At 72.7% G+C, this 21,278-nt stretch carries 20 protein-coding genes; 10 read left to right on the top strand and 10 right to left on the bottom strand.

Going from position 1 to position 21,278, the window contains the following annotated elements; all coding sequences use genetic code 11:
- The first annotated feature begins 106 nt into the window (after window positions 1–106).
- From ACIQK6_RS33975 to ACIQK6_RS33960, 4 genes are all read left to right on the top strand, one after another.
- On the top strand, window positions 107–1,018 hold the full coding sequence (locus ACIQK6_RS33975; protein ID WP_329103670.1) for an MBL fold metallo-hydrolase: 912 nt from the start codon (window positions 107–109) through the stop codon (window positions 1,016–1,018).
- 167 nt (window positions 1,019–1,185) lie between these two features.
- Window positions 1,186–2,235, top strand: a complete 1,050-nt coding sequence (locus ACIQK6_RS33970; RefSeq protein ID WP_329103668.1) for a phosphotransferase family protein — start codon at window positions 1,186–1,188, stop codon at window positions 2,233–2,235.
- Window positions 2,236–2,246: 11 nt separating this feature from the next.
- Window positions 2,247–3,479 carry an acyl-CoA dehydrogenase family protein gene (locus tag ACIQK6_RS33965; protein ID WP_329103666.1) on the top strand — a complete coding sequence of 411 codons (1,233 nt, stop codon included), beginning with the start codon at window positions 2,247–2,249 and terminating at the stop codon, window positions 3,477–3,479.
- Window positions 3,480–3,668: 189 nt separating this feature from the next.
- On the top strand, window positions 3,669–4,868 hold the full coding sequence (locus tag ACIQK6_RS33960) for a S8 family serine peptidase (protein ID WP_402696467.1): 1,200 nt from the start codon (window positions 3,669–3,671) through the stop codon (window positions 4,866–4,868).
- 98 nt (window positions 4,869–4,966) lie between these two features.
- Here ACIQK6_RS33960 and ACIQK6_RS33955 read toward each other — a convergent pair whose 3' ends face one another.
- The 3 genes from ACIQK6_RS33955 to ACIQK6_RS33945 all read right to left on the bottom strand — a co-directional run bounded on the left by ACIQK6_RS33955 (window position 4,967) and on the right by ACIQK6_RS33945 (window position 8,219).
- Window positions 4,967–5,572, bottom strand: a complete 606-nt coding sequence (locus ACIQK6_RS33955) for a TetR/AcrR family transcriptional regulator (protein WP_030010409.1) — start codon at window positions 5,570–5,572, stop codon at window positions 4,967–4,969.
- A 68-nt stretch (window positions 5,573–5,640) separates the two neighbouring features.
- Entirely contained in the window at window positions 5,641–7,470 is a 1,830-nt protein-coding gene (locus ACIQK6_RS33950) for a class I adenylate-forming enzyme family protein (RefSeq protein ID WP_402696465.1), read from the bottom strand.
- Window positions 7,455–8,219: an SDR family oxidoreductase gene (locus ACIQK6_RS33945; RefSeq protein ID WP_402696463.1), complete on the bottom strand. Its 765-nt coding sequence runs from the start codon at window positions 8,217–8,219 to the stop codon at window positions 7,455–7,457. Before ACIQK6_RS33945 ends, ACIQK6_RS33950 begins: the two co-directional genes overlap by 16 nt.
- A 95-nt stretch (window positions 8,220–8,314) precedes the next feature.
- On the opposite strand from ACIQK6_RS33945, the gene ACIQK6_RS33940 reads away from it, so the two are divergent.
- The 4 genes from ACIQK6_RS33940 to ACIQK6_RS33925 all read left to right on the top strand — a co-directional run bounded on the left by ACIQK6_RS33940 (window position 8,315) and on the right by ACIQK6_RS33925 (window position 12,568).
- The gene (locus ACIQK6_RS33940) at window positions 8,315–9,673 is read left to right on the top strand and encodes an exo-beta-N-acetylmuramidase NamZ domain-containing protein (RefSeq protein ID WP_402696461.1); all 1,359 of its coding nucleotides are present in this window, start codon (window positions 8,315–8,317) and stop codon (window positions 9,671–9,673) included.
- An 83-nt stretch (window positions 9,674–9,756) separates the two neighbouring features.
- Window positions 9,757–11,076 carry a serine-threonine protein kinase gene (locus ACIQK6_RS33935; protein WP_329103658.1) on the top strand — a complete coding sequence of 440 codons (1,320 nt, stop codon included), beginning with the start codon at window positions 9,757–9,759 and terminating at the stop codon, window positions 11,074–11,076.
- A 95-nt stretch (window positions 11,077–11,171) separates the two neighbouring features.
- Window positions 11,172–11,771 carry a hypothetical protein gene (locus tag ACIQK6_RS33930; RefSeq protein WP_329103656.1) on the top strand — a complete coding sequence of 200 codons (600 nt, stop codon included), beginning with the start codon at window positions 11,172–11,174 and terminating at the stop codon, window positions 11,769–11,771.
- Between the two features lie 14 nt (window positions 11,772–11,785).
- Window positions 11,786–12,568 carry a 3-keto-5-aminohexanoate cleavage protein gene (locus ACIQK6_RS33925; RefSeq protein WP_402696460.1) on the top strand — a complete coding sequence of 261 codons (783 nt, stop codon included), beginning with the start codon at window positions 11,786–11,788 and terminating at the stop codon, window positions 12,566–12,568.
- Here ACIQK6_RS33925 and soxR read toward each other — a convergent pair.
- The gene (gene soxR / locus ACIQK6_RS33920; protein ID WP_329103652.1) at window positions 12,549–12,992 is read right to left on the bottom strand and encodes a redox-sensitive transcriptional activator SoxR; all 444 of its coding nucleotides are present in this window, start codon (window positions 12,990–12,992) and stop codon (window positions 12,549–12,551) included. The two genes, ACIQK6_RS33925 and soxR, sit on opposite strands and share 20 nt — an antisense overlap.
- Before the next feature lie 105 nt (window positions 12,993–13,097).
- Between soxR and ACIQK6_RS33915 the strand changes: the two genes are divergently transcribed.
- Window positions 13,098–13,559 carry a MaoC family dehydratase gene (locus tag ACIQK6_RS33915; protein WP_329103650.1) on the top strand — a complete coding sequence of 154 codons (462 nt, stop codon included), beginning with the start codon at window positions 13,098–13,100 and terminating at the stop codon, window positions 13,557–13,559.
- 83 nt (window positions 13,560–13,642) lie between these two features.
- On the opposite strand, the gene ACIQK6_RS33910 is transcribed toward ACIQK6_RS33915, so the two are convergent.
- The 3 genes from ACIQK6_RS33910 to ACIQK6_RS33900 all read right to left on the bottom strand — a co-directional run bounded on the left by ACIQK6_RS33910 (window position 13,643) and on the right by ACIQK6_RS33900 (window position 15,971).
- Window positions 13,643–14,278: a TetR/AcrR family transcriptional regulator gene (locus ACIQK6_RS33910; RefSeq protein WP_329103648.1), complete on the bottom strand. Its 636-nt coding sequence runs from the start codon at window positions 14,276–14,278 to the stop codon at window positions 13,643–13,645.
- Between the two features lie 129 nt (window positions 14,279–14,407).
- Window positions 14,408–14,695, bottom strand: coding sequence for a YiaA/YiaB family inner membrane protein (locus tag ACIQK6_RS33905; protein ID WP_030011866.1), 288 nt, complete (start codon window positions 14,693–14,695; stop codon window positions 14,408–14,410).
- Between the two features lie 124 nt (window positions 14,696–14,819).
- Window positions 14,820–15,971 carry an acyl-CoA dehydrogenase family protein gene (locus tag ACIQK6_RS33900; protein WP_329103646.1) on the bottom strand — a complete coding sequence of 384 codons (1,152 nt, stop codon included), beginning with the start codon at window positions 15,969–15,971 and terminating at the stop codon, window positions 14,820–14,822.
- A gap of 68 nt (window positions 15,972–16,039) precedes the next feature.
- On the opposite strand from ACIQK6_RS33900, the gene ACIQK6_RS33895 reads away from it, so the two are divergent.
- Complete coding sequence (locus ACIQK6_RS33895; RefSeq protein ID WP_329103644.1) at window positions 16,040–16,690, top strand: TetR/AcrR family transcriptional regulator C-terminal domain-containing protein; 651 nt, start codon at window positions 16,040–16,042, stop codon at window positions 16,688–16,690.
- Window positions 16,691–17,001: 311 nt separating this feature from the next.
- On the opposite strand, the gene ACIQK6_RS33890 is transcribed toward ACIQK6_RS33895, so the two are convergent.
- From ACIQK6_RS33890 to ACIQK6_RS33880, 3 genes are all read right to left on the bottom strand, one after another.
- A complete protein-coding gene (locus tag ACIQK6_RS33890) occupies window positions 17,002–18,081 on the bottom strand; it encodes a Zn-dependent alcohol dehydrogenase (RefSeq protein ID WP_329108094.1) in 1,080 nt (359 codons plus the stop codon).
- Between the two features lie 81 nt (window positions 18,082–18,162).
- Complete coding sequence (locus ACIQK6_RS33885) at window positions 18,163–19,575, bottom strand: aldehyde dehydrogenase family protein (protein WP_329103642.1); 1,413 nt, start codon at window positions 19,573–19,575, stop codon at window positions 18,163–18,165.
- A 98-nt stretch (window positions 19,576–19,673) separates the two neighbouring features.
- A complete protein-coding gene (locus ACIQK6_RS33880; RefSeq protein WP_329103640.1) occupies window positions 19,674–21,224 on the bottom strand; it encodes a citrate:proton symporter in 1,551 nt (516 codons plus the stop codon).
- Window positions 21,225–21,278 lie beyond the last annotated feature (54 nt).

Genomic DNA, 21,278 nt, shown 5'->3' with positions numbered 1-21,278 from the left:
GACCGCCGGCTGGAGGTCCGGTCGGGTGCGGCACCCGCCCTCCCCCGGCGCGGCAACGGCTGGCAGGATGCCGACCGTTCGTGGAAGCGACCCGGGGAGAGCGCAGATGTCCGCCGAAGAGCCGTACCTCGTCCAGCCGGCACCGGGGGTGTACGCCTACGTCCAGCCGGACGGCGGCTGGTGCCTCAACAACGCCGGATTCGTGACCGACGGGGGCCGGACCCTGCTCGTGGACACCGCCGCCACCGAGCGCCGGGCCCTGGCCCTGCGCGCCGCCGTCCAGGCGGCCGGGGCGCCGCTCCCCCGCACCGTGGTCAACACCCACCACCACGGCGACCACACGTACGGGAACGGCGTGTTCGCCCCCGAGGCACTGGTCCTCGGGCACGACAACGCACGGTCCGAGCAGCTCGCGGCCGGGCACCAGCTGGAGCTGATCTGGCCCGCCACGGACTTCGGCGCGATCGACATCGTGCCGCCCGATCTCACCTACAGCGACCGGGCGACCTTGCACGTCGGCGCGACGGAGGTGCAGGTCATCCACCCGGGCGTCGCGCACACCACCGGGGACTCGGTCGTGTGGCTGCCCGGGCAGCGGGTGGTCTTCACCGGCGACCTGGTCTTCGCTGGGGGGACGCCGTTCCTGGCGATGGGTTCCCTCGCCGGCTCGCTGCGGGCGCTGGAGCGCTTGCGTTCGCTGGATGCGGAGACCGTCGTACCGGGCCACGGACCCCTGACCGACCCCTCGGCCTACGACTCCACCGAGCGCTACCTGCGGTACGTGGCCGAACTCGCCCGGGAGGGGCGGGCGAAGGGGCTGTCGCCGCTGGAGGTGGCCCAGCAGGCCGACCTCGGCGAGTTCGGCTCCTGGCGGGAGAGCGAGCGGCTGGTGGCGAACGTGCACCGGGCGTACGCGGAACTGGCCGGCCGGCCGGAGGGCGCGCCGCTGGACATCCTGGCGGTCCTGACGGACATGACGGTGATGAACGGCGGAACACCGATCCTCTGCCACGCCTGACGGCACCGGGCATCGCCGGATGTCGGTGGATGCCGGCGGGCGGGGAGTTTTCTTTCCGCCCGACCTCTAGACGACATACCGACTGGTCGGCATGATGGCTCGCGACGACGCTCCGACGCGCCGTCGCCCTTCTTCCCGTCTCGTCGAATCGCACGGAGGTGCGCACCATGACCTCAGCCCCGGCCGACCCGCGCGGTCTGGATCTGGAGCGGCTGCGCGGTCATCTCGACCGGGTCAGGCCGGGCCTCGTGACCGGGACGCTGCGCGGCCGGCTCATCGAAGGCGGCCGGTCGAACCTCACGTACGAGATCACCGACGGGAGTGCCCGCTGGGTGGTCCGCCGGCCGCCGCTGGGCCACGTACTGGCCACCGCGCACGACATGCGGCGCGAGCACCGGGTCATCGAGGCGCTGCACGGCACGGCGGTGCCGGTGCCCGAGCCGCTGCTCCTGTGCGAGGACGAGGCCGTGCTCGGGGCGCCGTTCTACGTCATGGAGTTCGTGGACGGGGTGCCGTACCGGACGGCCGAGCAGCTCGCCGCGATCGGCCCGGAGCGGACCCGGCGGGCGGTGCTGGGCCTGGTGGACACCCTGGTGGACCTCCACGCGGTGGACCCGGAAGCGGTGGGCCTGGCCGACTTCGGCCGGCCCGAGGGCTTCCTGGACCGGCAGCTGCGCCGCTGGGGCAAGCAGCTCGCGGCCTCCCGGGGCCGGGAGCTCGCCGGGATCGACGAGCTGCACGGCGCGCTCGGCCGGACGCTGCCCGACTCCCCCGCCCCGACCGTGGTGCACGGGGACTTCCGCCTCGACAACGTCCTGATCGGCGGATCCCCGTCCGGCCCCGACACCGTCCGCGCGGTGCTGGACTGGGAGATGTCCACGCTCGGGGATCCGCTGACCGACCTCGGGCTGCTGGTGATGTACAGCTCGGACCTGGGCCTGACCGGATCGCCGGTCAGTACGACGAGCGGTGCGCCGGGCCATCCGACGCCGGCCGAACTCGTCGAGCGGTACGCCGCCCGCTCGGGCCGGGACACCGGGGCGATCGCCTGGTACACGGCCTTCGCCTGGTTCAAGCTCGCCGTGATCCTCGAGGGCATCCACTACCGCTACACGTTGGGCCAGACCGTCGGGGCGGGCTTCGACCGGATCGGCGAACTGGTCCCGGTCTTCATCGAGCACGGACTGACCACGCTCCAGAACCGCCAGGAAGGCTGAGGCACCCACCCATGGATTTCGCATTCGACGCCCGGACCGAGGAACTCCGCGAGCGGCTGCTCGCGTTCATGGAGGAGTACGTCTACCCGGCGGAGCCCGTCGCCGCCGAGCAGCGCGCACGGCTGGCCTCGCCCTGGGACACCCCGGCCGTCTTCGGTGAACTGAAGGCCGAGGCACGCCGCCAGGGCCTGTGGAACCTCTTCCTCCCCCATGCCGAGCACGGCGCGGGGCTGACCAACCTCCAGTACGCGCCGCTCGCCGAGATCACCGGCCGCAGCCCGCACCTGGCTCCGACGGCCACCAACTGCGCGGCCCCGGACACCGGGAACATGGAGCTGCTCGCCCAGTTCGGGAACGAGGAGCAGAGGAAGCGGTGGCTGGAGCCCCTGCTGGCCGGGGAGATCCGCTCCGCCTTCGCGATGACCGAGCCCGAGGTGGCCTCCTCGGACGCGACGAACATCGAGACCCGCATCGAGCGCTCGGCGGACGGTGACGCGTACGTGGTCACCGGCCGCAAGTGGTTTATCTCCGGGGCGATGAACCCGAACTGCGAGGTCTTCATCGTGATGGGCAAGACGGACCCCGAGGGCGCCGATCCGCGCCGCCAGCAGTCGATGGTCCTGGTGCCGCGTGACACCCCCGGGGTCGAGGTGCGCCGGGCCATGACGGTGTACGGGTACGAGGACCACGACCACGGCGGCCACGCCGAGGTGGTCTTCGACGGGGCCCGGGTCCCGGCGGCGAACCTGATCGGCGAAGAGGGGTCCGGCTTCGCCATTGCCCAGGCCCGGCTCGGCCCGGGCCGCATCCACCACTGCATGCGGCTGATCGGGATGGCGGAGCGGGCCATCGAGTTGATGTGCCGGCGCGCGGTGGAACGTACCGCCTTCGGCAAGCCACTGGCCGCCCAGGGCGTCGTACAGAACTGGATCGCCGACGCCCGGGTGACGGTGGAACAGCTGCGGCTGCTGGTGCTGAAGACGGCCTGGCTGATGGACACGGTCGGCAACCGGGGCGCGCACACCGAGATCCAGGCCATCAAGATCGCGACCCCGCGGGCGGTGGTGCGGATCTTGGACGACGCGGTGCAGCTGCACGGCGCGGGCGGGGTGAGCCAGGACTTCCCGCTGGCCGAACTGTGGGCGGCGGCGCGGACCCTGCGGCTGGCCGACGGGCCGGACGAGGTGCACCAGCGGTCGTTGGCGCGGCGGGAGTTGAAGCGGTACGCGGTCGGCCGCTCGTGAACGTGTCGGAATCGTGCGGGAGTTCACGGGAACCTGTGTACGAGGTGAAGGCGGTGCGGCGGACCCTTTAAGAAACCTTGTTGAACAACCCCATAACCCCAAAGCGTTCTTGATTTGCGCCTGTCAATCGGAAGAGGGTTCTCCAGAAGGTCTGACGCCCCCAACGTCAACACGAGGAGAACCCTCCAGATGGCAACTCACAAGCGCTCGCGCGGTTTCCGGTACGCGGCAGTCGGTACGGGAGCAGCCACAGCGGCCGCCGTGGCCCTGCTCGCCACCCCCCTCGCGGGAGCGGCAACCCCGGCCGAAGGCACGGTGTACGGCCTCGGCGCACCCGGCGCGATCAGCGGGAGTTACGTCGTCATACTCGACGCATCCGCGAACAAGGAACAGCTCGCCCGCAAGTACGGCGGCGAACTGAAGCGCTCCTACGGCTCCGGGGTCAACGGTTTCTCGGCCGAGGGCCTGAGCGAAACCGAGGCGAAGCGGCTCGCCGCGGACCCGGCCGTCGGCAAGGTCGTGCAGAACAAGAAGTTCACCATCAACGCCACCCAGACCAACCCGCCGTCATGGGGTCTGGACCGGATCGACCAGACCGCACAGGCGGGCGACAAGAAGTACACCTACCCCGACGGCGGCGGCGAGGGCGTGACGGCGTACGTCATCGACACCGGCGTGCGCACCACCCACAAGGACTTCGGCGGCCGCGCGACGTCCGGGTTCGACGCGGTGGACAACGACGACAGCGCCGACGACGGCAACGGCCATGGCACGCACGTGGCCGGCACCATCGCGGGGACCTCGCACGGGGTCGCCAAGAAGGCGAAGGTGGTCGCGGTGCGGGTGCTGGACGACAACGGCTCCGGCACCACCGAGCAGGTGGTCGCCGGGATCGACTGGGTCACCAAGAACCACTCGGGGCCGTCGGTGGCCAACATGAGCCTGGGTGGCGGTGCCGACGAGGCCCTCGACGAGGCGGTGCGCCGGGCCGTCGCCGCGGGCGTCACCTTCACCGTGGCGGCCGGCAACGAGTCGGCCGACGCCGGCCAGGGCTCGCCGTCCCGGGTCACCGAGGCGATCACGGTGGCGTCCAGCACGATCGACGACGAGCAGTCCTCGTTCTCGAACTTCGGCTCCGTGGTGGACCTGTACGCGCCGGGCTCGGACATCACGTCCACCTGGAACGACAGCGACACGGGGACGAAGACCATCTCCGGCACGTCCATGGCGGCCCCGCACGCGGCCGGCGCCGCAGCGGTCTACCTGGCGGGGCACCCGTCCGCGACTCCGGCGCAGGCGGCCGCGGCGCTGACGGGGGCGGCCACGTCCGGAGCGGTCACCAACCCGTCGGCGGGCACGGCGAACAAGCTCCTGAAGGTGGCCCCGTAGTCGAAGGCCCCTAGCCGGCAGCCCGTAGTCCCCCGGCCCGTAGTTCCCCGGCCCGTACCCGTCGGGCGCCGGAGGGGCTACGGGCCCTCGGCTTCGGGCTACGGACGCAGCGCGCGCAGCAGCAGGTCGGCGAGGTGATCGGCGACCTGCTGCGGCGTGAGCGGGCCGTCCGCCCGGTACCAGGTGGACAGGTGGTGGACGGACCCGAAGTGGTAGTCCACGACCAGGTCGGCGGGGGTGGCGCTGGAGAACACGCCCGTACGCTGGCCCTCCTCGACCAGCGCCCGGAAGCGTTCGTGGTAGCGCCGGCGCTCCGCCCTCACCTGCTTGGACTTCTCCGGGCTGAGCTGGTGCATCGACCGGAAGAAGATCATCGCGTCGTCGAGGTTCTCGATGGTCGTGACGACCACGTCGGCGGCCGCTGTGCGCAGCCGCTCCTCGACGGGCGCGTCGGAATCGGCCACCGCGTCCAGGCGCTGCTGCTGCAGCCGCAGCATCCGTGCGTACACCTCGTGCAGCAGGTCGTCCTTGGACCCGAAGTAGTGGTAGAGCGCACCCTTGGTGACGCCGGCCGCCTCGACGATCTCCTGGACCGAGGTGCGGTCGTAGCCGCGCTCGGCGAACAGCCGGGTGGCGACGGCCAGCAGCCGCTGCGGTACCGGGGCCTCGTGCGTGCCTGCGGGTTCCGTGGTCCGTGCCGCCATGGCGCTGACCTTCCCTTCCTCGTTCCTGCCTGGTCACTGCGACCGGCTGTACGACCGTCCGACTGTTTTCAGCCTCGATCGCGCAGTTCCCGTCGCAGGATCTTGCCACTGGTCGTCTTCGGAAGAACAGGCAGGATCTCCACCTGGCGCGGGTATTTGTACGCGGCGATGCGCTCGGCGCAGTAGGCGGCGAGCTCCGCCGGCTCCGCCGAGGTGCCGGGGCGCAGGCTCACGTACGCCTTCACGCTCTCACCGCGGTACGCGTCGGGGACGCCGACCACGGCGGCCTCGCGGACGGCGGGGTGGGTGTAGAGCACGTCCTCGACCTCCCGCGGCCAGACCTTGAAGCCGGAGGCGTTGATCATGTCCTTCTTGCGGTCGACGACGTAGAGCCAGCCGTCGGAGTCCATGAATCCGACGTCGCCGGTGCGCAGTTCGCCGTCCGGGAAGGCCTTGGCGGACTCCGCGGGCAGGCCCCAGTAGCCGGCCACCACCTGCGGGCCGCGGACGGCGATCTCACCGGTCTCGCCGAAGGGGACCTCGGCGCCCCGCTCGTCGAGGATGCGGACCACCGTGTCGGCGCCGGGCAGGCCCACGGAGAGGGTGCCGGAGGCGGGGTCGATGGGGGCTTCGAGGTGTACGGGCACGCTGGCGCACGGGGCGGTGCACTCGGTGAGGCCGTAGCCGTTGCGGAGGTAGAAGCCGAATGCGGCGCGCAGGCGCTCGACGAGCGCGGGCGGGAGCGGGGCGCCGCCGGAGGAGATCACCTGGAACGAGGCGAAATGCTCCGGAGTGACCCCGGGGTGGGCGGCGAGGGCCATGAAGGCGGTGGCCGGGCCGACGGTGTAGGCCGGGCGGTGTTCGAGGAAGGCGTCGAGGACGGCGCCGGCGTCGAAGCGGTGGGCGAGGACCAGGGTGCCGGCGTTGGCGAGGCAGGCGGCGAGCTCGCAGACCATGCCGGTGATGTGGAAGAGGGGTGCGAGGGCGAAGTAGGTGGCGCCCTCGGGGAGGGGGTGGGAGGTCACCTGCCGGACGGCGTTGTAGGTCAGCGCGCCGTGCGGGTTCATCGCGCCCTTGGGGGTGCCGCTGGTGCCGGAGGTGTAGCTGATGAGGGCGGTGTCGACGGCGGTGAGGTCCGGGTCGTCCGGCGCGGGGCGCCTGCTGCTGGCCACGGCGAAGAGGTCGGCGACCTTGAGGTCCGCGGCCATGCCGGCGGTGTCCGGATCGGCCGGGTGGTCCCGGTCGGGCACAGCGTCGGGCGCGGCGTCGGGCACAGCGTCGGGCACAGCGTCGGGCGCGGCGTCCGGCACAGCGTCGGGCGCGGCCGCCTGGGCGGGTACGAACGGCCTGGCGGGGGCCGCGGCCCGGTCCGGCGCAGTGCCGAAGACGCGCGGGTCGTCGCGCGTCTGGAAGTCCAGGTCCGACGCAGTCAGCACGATCCGTACGGCGGTGTCCCGCGCGGCCGCGCGCAGGTACGCCGTCCACGCGCCGCCGTCGCAGACCAGGGCGGCGGCCCCGCAATCGCGGAGGATGTGCCCGACCTCCCCGGACTTGTACATGGGGTTGAGCGGGACGACGACGGCCCCGGCCTTCCATGCCGCGAGGACGGCGAGCACGAAGTGCGGGGTGTTCTGCAGCATGACGGCGACCCGGTCCCCGCGGCGGATGCCGCGCGCCGCGAGGTGGCCGGCGACGGAGTCGGAGAGCTCGTCGGCCTCCGCGTAGCCGATCCGGCCGTCGAAGTAGGCCAGGGCGGTGCGCTCGGGGGCCCGGGCGACGGCCTCGCGGAAGGCGTGCAGCACGGTGGGCGGCGGTGCGACGGGAGCCCGCTGGGCCGGGGCGAGCAGCCCGCGCCACGGCTTGGCGGCGTACCGGGAAGGGGTCACCGGGTCTCCCATTTCTGCTGGAGGTGGTTCATGCCGCTCAGCCAGCGGTCCGGCCCGGTGGCGCGGGCGGCGTAGAAATCGGCGACCTCGGGGTGCGGGAGGATCAAGAACCGGCCCTTCTCCATGCCGTCGAACAGTGCGTCCGCGACCTCTTCCGGCTCGATCGCGGTCGGAGCGAGCACGAGTTCGCCCGCCGAGCCCGCGGCGGTCAGCATGTCGGTGCGCACCCCTTGCGGACAGATGGCATGGACCTGCACCCCGCGGTGGCGGTAGGTCAGCGAGAGCCATTCGGCGAAGGCGAGCGCACCGTGCTTGGTGACACTGTACGGGGCCGCTCCGATCATGGTCAGGAGCCCGGCGGCCGAGACGGTGGACACGAAGCGGCCACTCTCCCGCGCCAGCCAGTCCGGCAGCAGCGCTCTGGCGGCGCGGACGTGGGCCATGACGTTGGTGTCCCAGGCCGCTTCCCAAACGGCCTCCTCGGCGAAGGCGTCGCCGCCCGAGGCGAGCCCGGCGTTGGCGCAGTAGACGTCGACCCTGCCGCCGAGGGCCTCGCGGGCCTCGGCCACGATCGCCGAGGCGTCGCCCGGCACCGGGATCGCCCGGGCACCGATCGCGGCCGCGACCGCGGCGGCCTTGGCTGGGTCGAGGTCGTTGACCACCACCGTGGCGCCCTCGTCCGCGAAGCGGTGCGCGAGGGCGGCGCCGATGCCGCCGCCCGCGCCGGTGACGACGACTCGCTGGTCCTGGTACGCGCTCACGGGGTCCACCTCTCCTGCGGCCGGATGCCGGATCGCGGGCAGACTAATCGGTCGGTATGTCAGGAGGAAAGGGGCGCGACGCCTAGCGTGGCCGGATGACGGTGTCGCGACGCGGGGTGCTGGGACTGGCGGGGGCCATCGGATCGGCGGGCGGCGTGCTGGGGGCGGCCGGGCAACTCAGCTCCGCCAGGGCCGCCGGGGCACCCGAGGCCGGCGGGGCAGCCGAGGCCGGCGGGGCAGCCGAGGCCGGCGGGGCAGCCGGGGGCGGGGCGGCCGGGTCAGCCGGAGCCACGGCGGCGGCCGGACGGGTGCGTACCGGATTCGAGCGGCTGGCCGCGGACGGGTACGCCGCACTGGCCGGACAGAAGGTCGGAGTGGTCACCAACCCCACCGGGATCACCGCCGACGCCCGACACCTGGTCGACGTACTGCACGCGGACGAACGGGTCGACCTGGTTGCGGTGTTCGGGCCCGAGCACGGCTTCCGCGGAACGGCGCAGGCGGGCGGCTCGGAGGGGGCCTCCCGGGATCCGGCGACCGGGCTCGCGGTGTACGACACGTACGGCAAGAGCGGGCAGGGGCTCGCGGACGTGTTCACGGCGGCCGGGATCGACACCGTCGTCTTCGACATCCAGGACGTCGGGGCGCGCTTCTACACCTACATCTGGACCCTCTACGACTGCATGCGCGCGGCCGCGCTCGCCGGCAAGACGGTGGTGGTGCTGGACCGGCCCAATCCGGTGGGCGGCCGGCGGGTCGCGGGACCCGTGCTGGAGCGGCCGTACGCGAGCTTCGTCGGCCGGGAGCCGATCGCCCTGGCGCACGGGATGACGGTGGCCGAACTGGCCCGGCTCTTCAACGGCGAGTTCCTGGCGGACCGCCCGGTCGGGCTGCGCACGGTGGCGATGTCCGGGTGGCGGCGGGGGTCGTTCTTCGGGGAGACCGGGCTGCCCTGGGTGCCGCCGAGCCCGAACGTGCCGACCCCGGACACGGCCCTCGCGTACGCCGGTACCTGCCTGTTCGAGGGGACGAACCTCTCCGAGGGACGCGGGACGACCACGCCCTTCGAGGTGGTCGGCGCGGAGGGGATCGACCGGCGGTGGGCGGAGGCGGCGAACGCGCTGGAGCTGCCCGGGGTGTGGTTCCGGGAGACGTACTTCACGCCGACCTTCTCCAAGCACGTGGGGAAGGCGTGCGGCGGGGTCCGGCTGATCGTGCACGACCGGGCGGCCTTCGACCCGGTACGGGCCGGGGTCGGCCTGCTGATCACGGCGCGGCGGGCGTGGAGCGGCTTCGGCTGGCGCGCGGACCACTGGATCGACCGGCTCACGGGCTCGGACCGAGTGCGGACGCTGGTGGACGCCGGGGCGGACGTGGACGAGGTCGCGGGTGACTGGGCGGCCGGGCTGGCGCGCTTCGAGGCGGTGCGCGAGGGGTACCTGCTGTATCCGTGATCCGACCGTGCCCGGGGGCTGGCCGGGCGGGCGTCGCAGCAGGATGCTGGCTGCACCGGAGGCACGGCGTGAAGGGGGACGTCATGGCGGACGTCGGTGGCGGGTTCGGGATCGGGATCGGAATCGGGGTCCGGCCGTACGCGGAGCTGACCTTCGACTCCGAAGGGGACGTGGACCGGGTCACGCAGGGCGCGGTGTCCCGGATGGAGGCGACCGACCTGCTGGTGTTCGCGCACGGCTGGAACAGCGACCGGTCCACGGCGACGCGCCTGTACGAGAGGTTCTTCACGCCCTTCCAGGAGCTGGTGGGGTCGGGGGTGCGCTTGGGGTACGTGGGTGTCGTATGGCCCGCGATCCGGTTCCCCGACGAGCCGATACCGGACTTCGACCCGCCGGGCGTCCTCGCGGAACCGGGCTCCGCCAGCGCACTGGACCCGCTCACCCGCCGGGCGCTCGGGGAGTTCTGGCCGGAGCGCCGGGCAGAGCTGGACAGGGTGGCGGAACTGCTGGCGGAGCAGCCGGATTCCGCGGCCGCGTTCATCGAGTTCGGGGCCCTGGTGCGCGAGTTGGCGGGGGTGGACGCGGTACCCGCGGCGATCGCGCCGTCGGTACCCGCGATCTTCACGGACGATGTGCTGGAGGTCTGCCGGGCCCTTTCCGTCGCCCTGGTCAGGGCGGGCGCGCCGGGCGCGGCTGATCCGGCGGGCACCGACGGTCCGGGGCTCACGGTCGGCGGCGGGCTGCGCGGGCTGTGGGGCGGCGCCAAGGAACTGCTGCGGCAGGCCGCGTACTACAAGATGAAGAAGCGGGCGGGCGTGGTCGGTGAACGTGGCCTCGGCCCCGTGCTGGCCCAGCTGGCGGCCGCCCGTCCCGCCCTGCGGTTCCATCTGATCGGGCACAGTTTCGGGGCGCGCGTCGTTTCCTTCTCCCTGCGCGCGGTGCCGGACCGGGCCCGGTACGTGAAATCCGTGACCCTGCTCCAGGGGGCATTCTCCCACTACGCGTTCGCCGACCGGCTGCCGCACGACAAGGGCAACGGCGGCGCCCTGCGCGGGCTCCAGCGCCGGGTCGACGGGCCGGTGGTCGCCTGCCATTCTGCGCACGACTCGGCCCTCAAGGTCTTCTACCCGCTGGCCTCCCGGATGGCAGGCGATTCGGCCGGACTTCTGGGTTTCAACGAGCGGTGGGGCGCCATCGGGCACGACGGAGTCCAGGCGGTCCCGGGTGCGCCCCGGCTGGGCCTGGACACCGTGCTGCGCGAGGGGCTGCCCACGTCCGGTTGCGTCAGTGTGGACGCGGGCTCCGTGGTGCGGCGCGGCGGCGCTCCGTCGGGGGCGCACAGCGACATCTGCCACGAGGAACTGGCCCGGGTGGTGGTGACAGCGGGGCGCATGGGGCGCTGAGTTCTGGCCATGTGCCACCCGCACGCCTCGTCCGCCCCCGCATGCGCCCGCCTCCGGCCGGGCATGTTGGGCACATCGGCGGAGGTGATGGTGTGATGGCGGGATTCCGGAGTCTGGCCTACCAAGTGCGCGACGCGCGCAACGACCGGGCCTTGCGGCGCCATTCGCTGCGCCGCTGCCTGGAGCGGTTCGCGCCGTACGGGCACCGGGCCACGTGGTGGCACCTGTGCGACCGGCACGGGATCGCCCCGGAGGACCGGGGGGCCGATCCGTTGCGGCTGGTCGCCGCCCTGGAGGAGCTGGAGGACGCACGGGCGGTCTGGCTGGAGTACGAGCGCCAGTTCGCGGAACGCCGCCGGCGCGAGAAGCACCACGGGCTGCGCCGCCCGGAGTGGGCGTGGGGCGGGAGCGGGGACGCGGTGGTGCGGTGCGCGGATCCGGGGTTTCGGCCGGAGGGGGCGCTGGGCGAGGTGCTGCGCAGGCTGGTGCGGGCACTGGAGTCGGCGCCGGGCACGGCGTGTCCGGTGTGCGGGGACACCGAACTGCACTGGCCGGAGGTGGCTCCGGTCGGCCCCTGGGCGGGGGCGCTGGCCTGGGACGGGCCGGTGTGCGCGGGCTGCGGGATCGTGGTGCCCAGACCGGCCCTGGTGGACACCCCGGCGCTGCTGGACATCCCCTCGGCGGGAGCCGCGTGAGAAGGCCGCCGCCGATGTCGCGCCCGTTGCGCGTGTCGGCGTCGGTGTCGGCGTCGGCGTCGGCGTCGGCGTCGGCGTCGGTGAACGGCTCGCGGAACGCCGCGGACGGCCCGGCCGTGCCGCTGTCGCCGCAGGCCCTGGCGGAATCGGCACGCGCGGCCGTCGGCGCAGGGGCCGGGGAGGTGCTGGTGCATCCGCGGACGCCGTGCGGGCGGGAGAGCCTCTCGCCGCGGGTGGTCGGACCGGTGCTGGAAGAGCTGCGGCGTACGGGGGTCGGCGTAGCGCTGTCGGTGCCGGTGTCGATCGCGGCCGAGCCCGATCCCGCGGGGCGGCTGGAGCGGGTGGCTTCGTGGACGGTGCTGCCGGACCGGGCGGAGGTCCGCTTCGGGCAGCCGGGCGCCGCGGAGCTCGCGCAGGCCCTGCTGGCACGGGGGGTCGCGGTGGACGCGGTGGTGCCGCTGGGCGGTGCGGCCGGGCCGGAGCCACTGGCCGGGTTCCTGGCCTGGCCGGTGCGCGATCCCCGGCGGGTCCGGCTCTCGGCCGAGCTGGCGGCAGCCGATCCGGCTCTGGTCGCGGGGCTGCGCGCGCTGCCTCCCGTACCGGTGCTGCTGTACGGGCGGGACGCAGCCTCCTGGCCGGTGCTGCGGCTGGCCGCGCGGTGCGGCACCGGCGTGCGGACCGGCGTGGGCGATGTGACGCACCTGCCCGACGGGCGGCCGGCCCGGTCGAACGCCGAACTGGTCTCGACGGCCCGGGACTTGGTGGTGCGGACGGTGGCTACAGCCGCGAGCCGGTGAGCCGCTCGCCGAAGGCGTCGTCCGGGTTGGACAGCGCACAGGTCTCCATCGACAGGCAGCCGCAACCGATGCAGTCGGTCAGGTGGTCGCGCAGACGGCCGAGTCGGGTGATGCGTTCGTCGAGTTCGGCGCGCCAGGCCTCGGAAAGACGGGCCCAGTCCTCGCGGTTGGGGGTGCGCTCCTCGGGGAGTTGGGCCAGGGCGTCGCGGATGCTGGCCAGCGGGATGCCCACGCGCTGGGCGGCGCGCACGAAGGCCACCCGGCGCAGCGCGTCACGCGTGTAGCGACGCTGGTTTCCGGAGGTGCGGCGACTGCTGATCAGGCCCTTGGCCTCGTAGAAGTGGAGCGCCGAGACGGCCGCGCCGCTACGGGCGGACAGCTGACCGACGGTGAGCTCGTGGATTTTCTCGGGAATCTGAGGCACCCGGCCGAGCGTAGTCGGGGGTCCGTTGACATACGCATACGCCCCCAGCATGCTGAGCAAGCGCTTATTCGTCCGCCAGTCGTCCGCGAGAGACAGGAACAGGGCATGCCCGAGCCGAGGGTCTTCACGTCCGCCGAGGAGCTGCACGCCGGGATCGGCGAACCGCTCGGCCCCAGCGAGTGGCTGGAGGTGGACCAGAAGCGGATCGACCTCTTCGCGGACGCCACCGGCGATCACCAGTGGATCCACGTGGACCCGGTGCGCGCAGCGGGCGGACCCTTCGGTTCCACCATCGCGCACGGCTATCTGACGCTGTCGCTGCTGCCCAGCCTGGTACCGCTGATCATGCGGGTCGAGGGCATGCGGATGGGCCTCAACTACGGGACGAACAAGGTCCGCTTCCCGGCGCCGGTGCCGGTCGGTTCGCGGCTGCGCGCCATCGCCGTGATCACGGAGGTCACGGAGGCGGGCGGTGGCGTACAGGTCACGGCCACCGTCACGGTCGAGCGCGAGGGCGGCGACAAGCCGGTGTGCGTGGCGGAGTCGGTGTCGCGCTACTACTTCTGAAGCCGGCCCGGACTGCTGCGCAGGGTCGGGCGCCGCTGCGCAGGTCCGGTACTAGCTGCTGCGCAGGTCCGGAACCGGTGGTGCTACTGCGCGGGGCCCGGCCGCGCGGCGACCATGCGGAGCACGAGGTCGGCGTAGAGCCCGCCGACCTCGTCGGGCGTGCGCTGCCCGACCGCGTTGAACCAGCGGGCCACGTCGATGCACAGCGACAGCACGGCGAGCGTGGTGCCCGGCACGTCGGGAACGTCGAACTCCCCCGCGGCCACCCCGTCGGCGATGATGCGGCGCACGGCCGCGTCGCTCTGCCGGCGCAGCTCCACGATCTCGGACCGGTGCTCCGGAGCGAGGGCGTCGAGCTCGTACTGGACCACGCGCGCGGTGGTGTGGTGCGCCGCGTGCCAGCGCACGAAGGACCGTACGGCGGCATCGAGCCGGTCGGCGGCGCTGCCGGGGCCGTCGGCGGCGACGGTCAGGATCTCCAGCGCCTTGTCGTGGCCGATCCGGCTGATCCGGTGGAGCAGCTCTTCCTTGGTCTTGTAGTGGATGTAGAGCGCGGCCGGGCTCATCCCGGCACGGCCCGCGATGTCACGGGTGGTGGTGGCGTGGTACCCGCGCTCGGCGAAGGCGTCGACGGCGGCGACGAGCAGCCGCCGCGCGGCGTCGGGGGTGACCTCGGACCACGGCCGGTAGCCGTCGACCGCTTCCTCCGCGCTGCCCATCGCTCACTCACCCTTCACCGTGTGGAAGTGAACACCCTACCGGAGGGTGAGCAAGCGCTTAGCGATGTCCGGCCGACCGAGCCCGGTGTCGGGCCGACCGGGCCCGGCGAGCCGGCTGCACCGGGCCGACTACTTCGGCGCGAAGGGATCGTACTCGGCCATGATCTTCTCCATCCTGGCCTGATCCACCCGGCTGACGATCTGCGTGACCTCCTGGCGGTCGCGAATCACCTTGGCGAGGGTGAAGGCCGAGGTGGTGAGGTAGAGGACCGCGATGCCGAGGAAGGCCCGGACCCAGCCGTTCGCCTCCAGGTTGTAGATCCCCACGGCCACGGCGCCGATGGCGATGCCGAAGGAGGCGACGGCCTGGCCGTAGTACGCCCCCGTGCTCTGCTGCTTGACCGGTGTCTCGTTCATGGGTCGAGCATCGGGCGGAGCGCGCGCGAGCACATCCGCACGCGTACTCATGCGGGTACTCAGTCGACCCCGGAAGGCCCGGGCGGCCCGGAAGGCCCGGGCGGCCCGGAAGGCCCGGGCGGCCTCAGAAGGCGGAGACCCCGGTGCGGGCGCGCCCGATGAGCAGCTTCTGGATCTGACTGGTTCCCTCGTACAGGGTCATCACGCGGGCGTCGCGCAGCAGTTTCCCCGCCGGGTACTCGTCGATGTAGCCGTACCCGCCGTGCACCTGGAGGGCGTTGCTCGCGGCGCGCACGGCGGCCTCGGAGGCGAACAGCTTGGCGGTGGAGGACTCGGTGGCGAAGGGCTGCCCGCGGTCGATGAGGTCGGCCACCCGCCAGGTCAGCAGGCGGGCGGCGTCCACGTCGACCGAGATGTCGGCGATGAGCTCCTGGACCAGCTGGTGGTGGGCGATCGGCCGGCCGAACTGCTCGCGCTGGGCGGCGTACGAGACGGCCGCGTCCAGGGCCGCTTGTGCGATGCCGACACAACCGGCGGCGACCGACATCCGGCCCTTGGCCAGGGCGGACATGGCGACCGAGAAGCCCTTGCCTTCGGGGCCGAGCATCGCGGAGGCGGGCACGCGGACGCCGTCGAGGACGAGCTCGGCGGTGGCCTGGCCGCGCAGGCCGAGTTTGCCGTGGATCTCGCGGCGGGTCAGTCCCGGGGTGTCGGTGGGGACGAGGAAGGCGGAGACCCCGCGGTGGCCGGGCTCGTCGCCGGTCCGGGCGAAGAGCAGCACCACGTCGGCCCAGGTGCCGTTGGTGACGAACATCTTGCTGCCGTCGAGGACGTACGCGTCCCCCGCGCGCACGGCGCGGGTGGTGAGGTTGCCGGCGTCGGAGCCGGTGCCGGGTTCGGTCAGGCCGAAGCAGCCGAGCGCGTCGCCGGAGCACAGGCGGGGCAGCCAGGCGCGCTTCTGCTCCTCGGTACCCCAGGCGGCGATGGTCTTGGCGACGAGGCCGAGGGAGACGGAAACGATCCCCCGCACGGCGGAGTCGCCGCGTCCGAGCTCCTCGGTGACCAACACGTAGGCGAGGTGGTCACCGCCGGAGCCGCCGTACTCCTCGGGGACGGTCAGACCGAGGAAGCCGAGCGCTCCCAGTTTCTTCACGATGGCCCGGTCCACGCTCTCGACGCGGTCCCACTCGGCGGCGTACGGGACGACCTCGCGCTCGGTGAACTCGCGGGCGAGCCTGCGGACGGCGGTCTGCTCCTCGCTCAGCTCCAGATTCACCGGGCACCTCCGGGGCGGGATCGGCGCCTTTAACTAGCACCGGTAGTTTACGGCGGGCAGGCCCTACTATGTGGCGCATGGCCAGACCGCGCAAGCCCCTCCTCAGCCGGGACCGCATCATCGAGGCGGCCGGCGCCCTGGTGGACGCGGAGGGACTGGAGGCGGTGTCGACGCGGCGGCTGGCGGCCGCGCTCGGGGTCAGCGGGCCCTCGCTCTACAACCACTTCCGCACCAAGGACGAGATCCTGGACGCGGTGGCGGACGCGGTGAGCGCACGGGTGGACCTGTCGATGTTCGACGGCGGCCAGGACTGGCGGGCGGCCCTGCACGCGTGGGCGCACTCCTACCGGGACGCCCTGGCGGACCACCCGAACATCGTGCCGGTGCTGGCGCGCGGGCCGGGCCGCCGGCCGGCCGGACTGCGGGTGGCGGACGCGGTGTTCGGGGCGATGACGGCGGCGGGCTGGCCGGTGGCACAGGCGACCCGGATCGGCGCACTGATGCGGTACTTCATCCTGGGCTCGGCGGTGGCCTCCTTCGCCGGGGGATTCGTGGACGACCGCACGGCATACGACCCGTCGGACTACCCACACCTGGGCCAGGCCCACCTGCTCGCGGAGCGCGGCCGCGAGGTGGACGAGGACGCCTTCGAGACGGGCCTGGCTGCGCTGCTGGACGGACTGGCCCTGCGGTACGAGGCGTTGCAGGAGGTGGCGTGACGAGGGGCGCCGACTTGATCACCGCGGTACGGGCCGACGACGCGGCGCGGACGGCCCGTCGGCGCTGGCCATCGCAGCGGCGCGCGGCTCGTAGCCGGTGGTCGAGGCGCTGATCAGCCACGGCGCGCAGCCCGATCGCGTCGGCCCCGACGGCCGGACCCCGCGAAGCCGATCCCTCGGTCGAGATCCAGATCCAGGCGGTACGGGCCCTCGTGCTGCTCGACGACCCGCGCGGCCAGGAGGCGCTGGACCGGCTCAGCCCACCGCCACCTGCGGCTGCGCGAGGCGGCGGGCGCGCCCGGCTGACGGCGTCAGAACACGACGAGGGAGCGGCCGCCCTTGCCCATCAGCATGGCGTCGAAGGCGGCCGGGATGTCGTCGAGGGTGATGCGGTCGGTGACCAGGGCGCCGAGGTCGAGACGGCCCGCACGGACGTGCTCGGCGATCACCGGGAGGTCGCGGGCCGGGTCACTGTTGCCGTAGACGCAGCCGGTGAGGGTTCGGGCGAAGTGGAAGATCTCCATGGAGTGGAAGGTGACCTGCTGCTCCTTTCCACCGATGCCGACGACCGTGGTGCGGCCGCCGCGCCGGGTCGACTCCCAGGCGCCCCGGATGGTCTCGGCGCGGCCGACGCACTCGACGGCGACGTCGGCGCCCTGCCCGGCGGTCAGTGCACGGATCTGCTTGGCGGTGGTGTCGCAGGCCAACACGAACTCGGTGGCCCCGGCCGCACGGGCCAGTTCCTCCTTGACCGGGGACACGTCGACGGCGATGACCGGGCCCGCCTGTGCGATCCGGGCGGCCTGGAGGGCTGCCAGGCCGACACCGCCGACTCCGAAGACGGCCACCGACTCGCCCGGACGGACCTGGGCGCTGTGGCGGACGGCCCCGTAGCCGGTGAGGACGGCGCAGCCGAGCAGGGCGGCCTCGGCGAGCGGGATCCCGGCGGGGGCGGGCAGCACGCAGTTGGCCGCGACGACGGTCTCCTCGGCGAAGGCGGCCACGTTCAGCCCGGGGTGCAGTGCCGTGCCCTGTGCGTCGTGCGCGTAGACGGCCCCGACCCCGGTGAGCGCCGTGGCGCAGAGCCAGACCTCACCGATCGTGCAGTGGTGGCACTCTCCGCAGGACGGGGCCCAGTTGAGCACCACGCCGTCACCGGGGGCGACGTGGGTGACGCCCTCCCCCACCGCGAGGACCGTGCCCGCGCCCTCGTGGCCGAGGACGGCGGGCACGGGAACCCGCATGGTGCCGTTGGTGAGGGAGAGGTCGGAGTGGCACACCCCGGCTGCGGCGAGCCGCACCCGGACCTGCCCGGGGCCCGGATCCGGCAGCACGATGTCCCGTATCTCCAGCGGTGCTCCGACGGCGGGCAGGACTGCGGCGCGGACCATGGTCGTCATCTCGTCTTTCCGGTGCGGGCGGGTGCGGCAGGTCGGGCAGGTGCGGCGGGTCGGGCAGGTGAATCAGGAGGATCAGAACTGCAGGGACTTGGTCTGGAGGTACTCCGCCAGGCCGTGCGCGCCCAGCTCACGGCCGACACCTGACTGCTTGTATCCGCCGAAGGGCGCGAGCACGTTGAAGCGGCCGCCGTTGATGTCCACCTGCCCGGTGTCCATCCGGCGCGCGAAGGCCACGGCCGTCGCGTCGTCGGCGGCCCAGACGGCGCCGCCCAGACCGTAGACAGTGCCGTTGGCGATGGTCAGGGCCTCCTCCTCGTCCTCGTAGCGGAGGATCGACAGCACCGGGCCGAAGATCTCCTCCTGGGCGATGGCCATGTCGGGCGTGACGTCGGCGAACACCGTCGGCGCCACGAAGTACCCCTGCTCCAGCGGCGCGTCGGGCCCGCCGGCGACGAGGCGCGCGCCTTCCTCCAGGCCCTTGGTGATGAAGCCGCGGACGCGCTCGTGCTGCTTGGCGTTGACGACGGGGCCCACGCGGACACCGGCCTCGCGGGGGTCGCCGATGGGATAGTCGGCGACGGTGGCGGCCGCGAGCGAGACGGCCTCCTCGTAGTGGTCCCGGTGGACGAGCATCCGGGTCAGCGCGTTGCAGCTCTGGCCGCTGTTGTTCATGACGTGCCCGACGCCTGCCGCGACGGCCTTGACCAGGTCGGCTCCGGGCAGGATGACATTGGCCGATTTGCCACCCAGTTCGAGCGCGACCCGCTTGACAGCGGCGCCGGCCGTGGCGCCGATCTGCTTGCCGACCGCGGTCGAGCCGGTGAAGGAGACGAGGTCGACTCCCTCGTGCGCGGCCAGGGCCTGGCCGGCGACCGGACCGGTTCCGGTCACCAGGTTGAAGACTCCGGCCGGGATGCCCGCCTCGTGCACGGCTTCGGCGAAGAGCTGTGCGGTCAGCGGGGTGTCCTCGGCCGGCTTGAGGACGAGGGTGCAGCCGGCGGCGAGAGCGGGCGCCACCTTTGCAACGACCTGGTGCAGCGGATAGTTCCAGGGCGTGATGGCCGCGACCACCCCGATGGGCTCCAGCAGCACGGTGGAGTTCCCGACCCGCTCCTCGAAGGCGTAGGAGGAGGCGAGTTCGGCGTAGGAGGTGGCCACGGCGATCGGGGCTCCGACGTGGATCGCCTTCGAGAAGCCGAGCGGGGACCCGAGCTCGGCGGTGATGGTCTCGGTCAGCTCGCCCGTGCGGGCCGACAGTGCGTCGCGGAGCGCGCCGATCAAGGCGGCCCGCTCGGCCGGAGCCGTGGCCGCCCAGCCGGGCAGGGCCGTACGGGCCGCGCGTACGGCCGCGTCCACGTCCTCTGCGGTACCGGCCGGGACCTGGGCGATGACCTGGCCGTCGGCCGGGTTCACGACCTCGATCAGATCGCGGCCGGCGGCGGGCCGCCACGCGCCGTCGATGTACATCCCGTCGTGGGCCTTCATGGCATTCCTCCCGAGCACGCACGAGCGCGTAGATCCGACCTCGCGAACACCCTACAAACTAGCGTCGGTAGTTTTTGCCGGCCAGAGGGTGCCGGATTTCAAATGATGCCGAAAAGCATCCCTGCCGCGAGGACCACGAGTGAGGTCAGGGCCGCCCATTTCACGGTGAACCGGGTGTGGTCACCGAACTCGACCTTGGCCATGCCTACGAGGACGTAGACGGCCGGAACCAGCGGGCTCGACATGTGCAGGGCCTGGCCGACGAGGGAGGCGCGGGCGATCTCCAGCGGGGAAACCCCGTGGGCGGCTCCGGCCTCGGCCAGGACGGGCAGGACGCCGAAGTAGAAGCCGTCGTTGGACATGAAGTAGGTGAGCGGCAGGCTGAGCAGGCCGGTGACGAGCGCCATGTGCGGGCCCATGCCCTCGGGGATGGCACCGACGAGCCAGTCGGCCATGTGCTTGACCATGCCGGTGCCGGTGAGGACCCCGGTGAAGACGGCGGCGGCGAAGACCATGCCGGCGACGTTCAGGACGTTGTCGGCGTGGGCGGCGATCCGGGCCTTCTGGTCGGGCATGTGCGGGAAGTTGACGGTGAGGGCGAGGGCGGCGCCGAGCAGGAACAGCACCGGGATGGGCAGCAGCTCCATGATCATCGCGGTGAGGAGGGCCACGGTGAGGCCGGCGTTGAACCAGTAGAGACGGGGCCGCAGAGTGGGACGGTCCGGGTCCAGCCCCTGGAAACCGTCCTCGGGCGCGGGGAGCGAAACGTTCCCGACCGGGGCGGCGTCGGCCGCACCTGCGTCGGAAGCGGCGGAAGCGGCGGAGGCCGCGGATCCGGCGGAAGCCGTGGACCCGGTGGAAGCCGTGGACCCGGTGGAAGCCACACGTCCGACGGAAGCAGTGGATCCGGCTGAGCCCTCGACGGGCGCGGACGTCACGGCGAGGTCCGCGACGACCGCGGCGGCCGTGCCTGGGCCGGCCGTAACCAGCTCCGCCGCGGCGGCCTCCGGACCCGCCTGGCCGGGCAGCACCAGCGTGCCGACCCGGCGGCGTTCCTTCACGCCGAGGACGTACGCCAGTACGAACACGAACAACAGGCCCACCGCGAGCGCCGGGATCATCGGGACGAAGATGTCGGCGGCGTCGAGCTTGAGGGCGGTGGCGGCGCGCGCGGTCGGACCGCCCCAGGGCAGGGTGTTCATGACGCCGTTGGCCGTGGCCGCGACGCCCGTCATCACCACGAGGCTCAGGCCGAGCCGCTTGTAGAGGGGGTACATGGCTGAGACGGTGATCATGAAGGTGGTCGAGCCGTCGCCGTCGAGCGAGACGATCGCGGCGAGGACGGCGGTGCCGACCACCACCCGCATCGGGTCCGCCTTGCAGAAGCGCAGGATGCCGCGGACGATCGGGTCGAAGAGGCCGACATCGATCATCACGCCGAAGTAGACGATGGCGAACATCAGCATGGCGGCGGTCGGGGCGAGCTTGCCGACGCCGTCGATGACGTAGTCGCCGAGGTGCGTGCCCTTCCCTGCGAACACGCAGAAGAGTGCGGGGATGAGGACGAGCGCCGCGATGGGCGACATTTTCTTCATCATGATCAGGACCAGGAACGTCGCGATCATGGCGAAGCCGAGGAAGGTCAGCATGGGGGGAAGGTAGGTGCCGCCTCCTCGCGTCAACAAGACGTCCACGCGTGAGCA

The sequence above is a fragment of the Streptomyces sp. NPDC091682 genome, assembly GCF_044756625.1.
GTDB lineage: Bacteria > Actinomycetota > Actinomycetes > Streptomycetales > Streptomycetaceae > Streptomyces.
The sequence above is the reverse complement of the archived record's forward strand: the minus strand, read 5'-3'. Positions and strand labels throughout refer to the sequence as shown.

Bases quoted from the DNA above. Each gene is read 5' to 3' on its own strand.
- ACIQK6_RS33975 (WP_329103670.1), top strand. From the start codon at position 107: ATGTCCGCCGAAGAGCCGTACCTCGTCCAGCCGGCACCGGGGGTGTAC.
- ACIQK6_RS33970 (WP_329103668.1), top strand. From the start codon at position 1,186: ATGACCTCAGCCCCGGCCGACCCGCGCGGTCTGGATCTGGAGCGGCTG.
- ACIQK6_RS33965 (WP_329103666.1), top strand. From the start codon at position 2,247: ATGGATTTCGCATTCGACGCCCGGACCGAGGAACTCCGCGAGCGGCTG.
- ACIQK6_RS33960 (WP_402696467.1), top strand. From the start codon at position 3,669: ATGGCAACTCACAAGCGCTCGCGCGGTTTCCGGTACGCGGCAGTCGGT.
- ACIQK6_RS33955 (WP_030010409.1), bottom strand. From the start codon at position 5,572: ATGGCGGCACGGACCACGGAACCCGCAGGCACGCACGAGGCCCCGGTA.
- ACIQK6_RS33950 (WP_402696465.1), bottom strand. From the start codon at position 7,470: ATGGGAGACCCGGTGACCCCTTCCCGGTACGCCGCCAAGCCGTGGCGC.
- ACIQK6_RS33940 (WP_402696461.1), top strand. From the start codon at position 8,315: ATGACGGTGTCGCGACGCGGGGTGCTGGGACTGGCGGGGGCCATCGGA.
- ACIQK6_RS33935 (WP_329103658.1), top strand. From the start codon at position 9,757: ATGGCGGACGTCGGTGGCGGGTTCGGGATCGGGATCGGAATCGGGGTC.
- ACIQK6_RS33930 (WP_329103656.1), top strand. From the start codon at position 11,172: ATGGCGGGATTCCGGAGTCTGGCCTACCAAGTGCGCGACGCGCGCAAC.
- ACIQK6_RS33925 (WP_402696460.1), top strand. From the start codon at position 11,786: ATGTCGCGCCCGTTGCGCGTGTCGGCGTCGGTGTCGGCGTCGGCGTCG.
- ACIQK6_RS33915 (WP_329103650.1), top strand. From the start codon at position 13,098: ATGCCCGAGCCGAGGGTCTTCACGTCCGCCGAGGAGCTGCACGCCGGG.
- ACIQK6_RS33910 (WP_329103648.1), bottom strand. From the start codon at position 14,278: ATGGGCAGCGCGGAGGAAGCGGTCGACGGCTACCGGCCGTGGTCCGAG.
- ACIQK6_RS33905 (WP_030011866.1), bottom strand. From the start codon at position 14,695: ATGAACGAGACACCGGTCAAGCAGCAGAGCACGGGGGCGTACTACGGC.
- ACIQK6_RS33895 (WP_329103644.1), top strand. From the start codon at position 16,040: ATGTGGCGCATGGCCAGACCGCGCAAGCCCCTCCTCAGCCGGGACCGC.
- ACIQK6_RS33890 (WP_329108094.1), bottom strand. From the start codon at position 18,081: ATGGTCCGCGCCGCAGTCCTGCCCGCCGTCGGAGCACCGCTGGAGATA.
- ACIQK6_RS33885 (WP_329103642.1), bottom strand. From the start codon at position 19,575: ATGAAGGCCCACGACGGGATGTACATCGACGGCGCGTGGCGGCCCGCC.
- ACIQK6_RS33880 (WP_329103640.1), bottom strand. From the start codon at position 21,224: ATGCTGACCTTCCTCGGCTTCGCCATGATCGCGACGTTCCTGGTCCTG.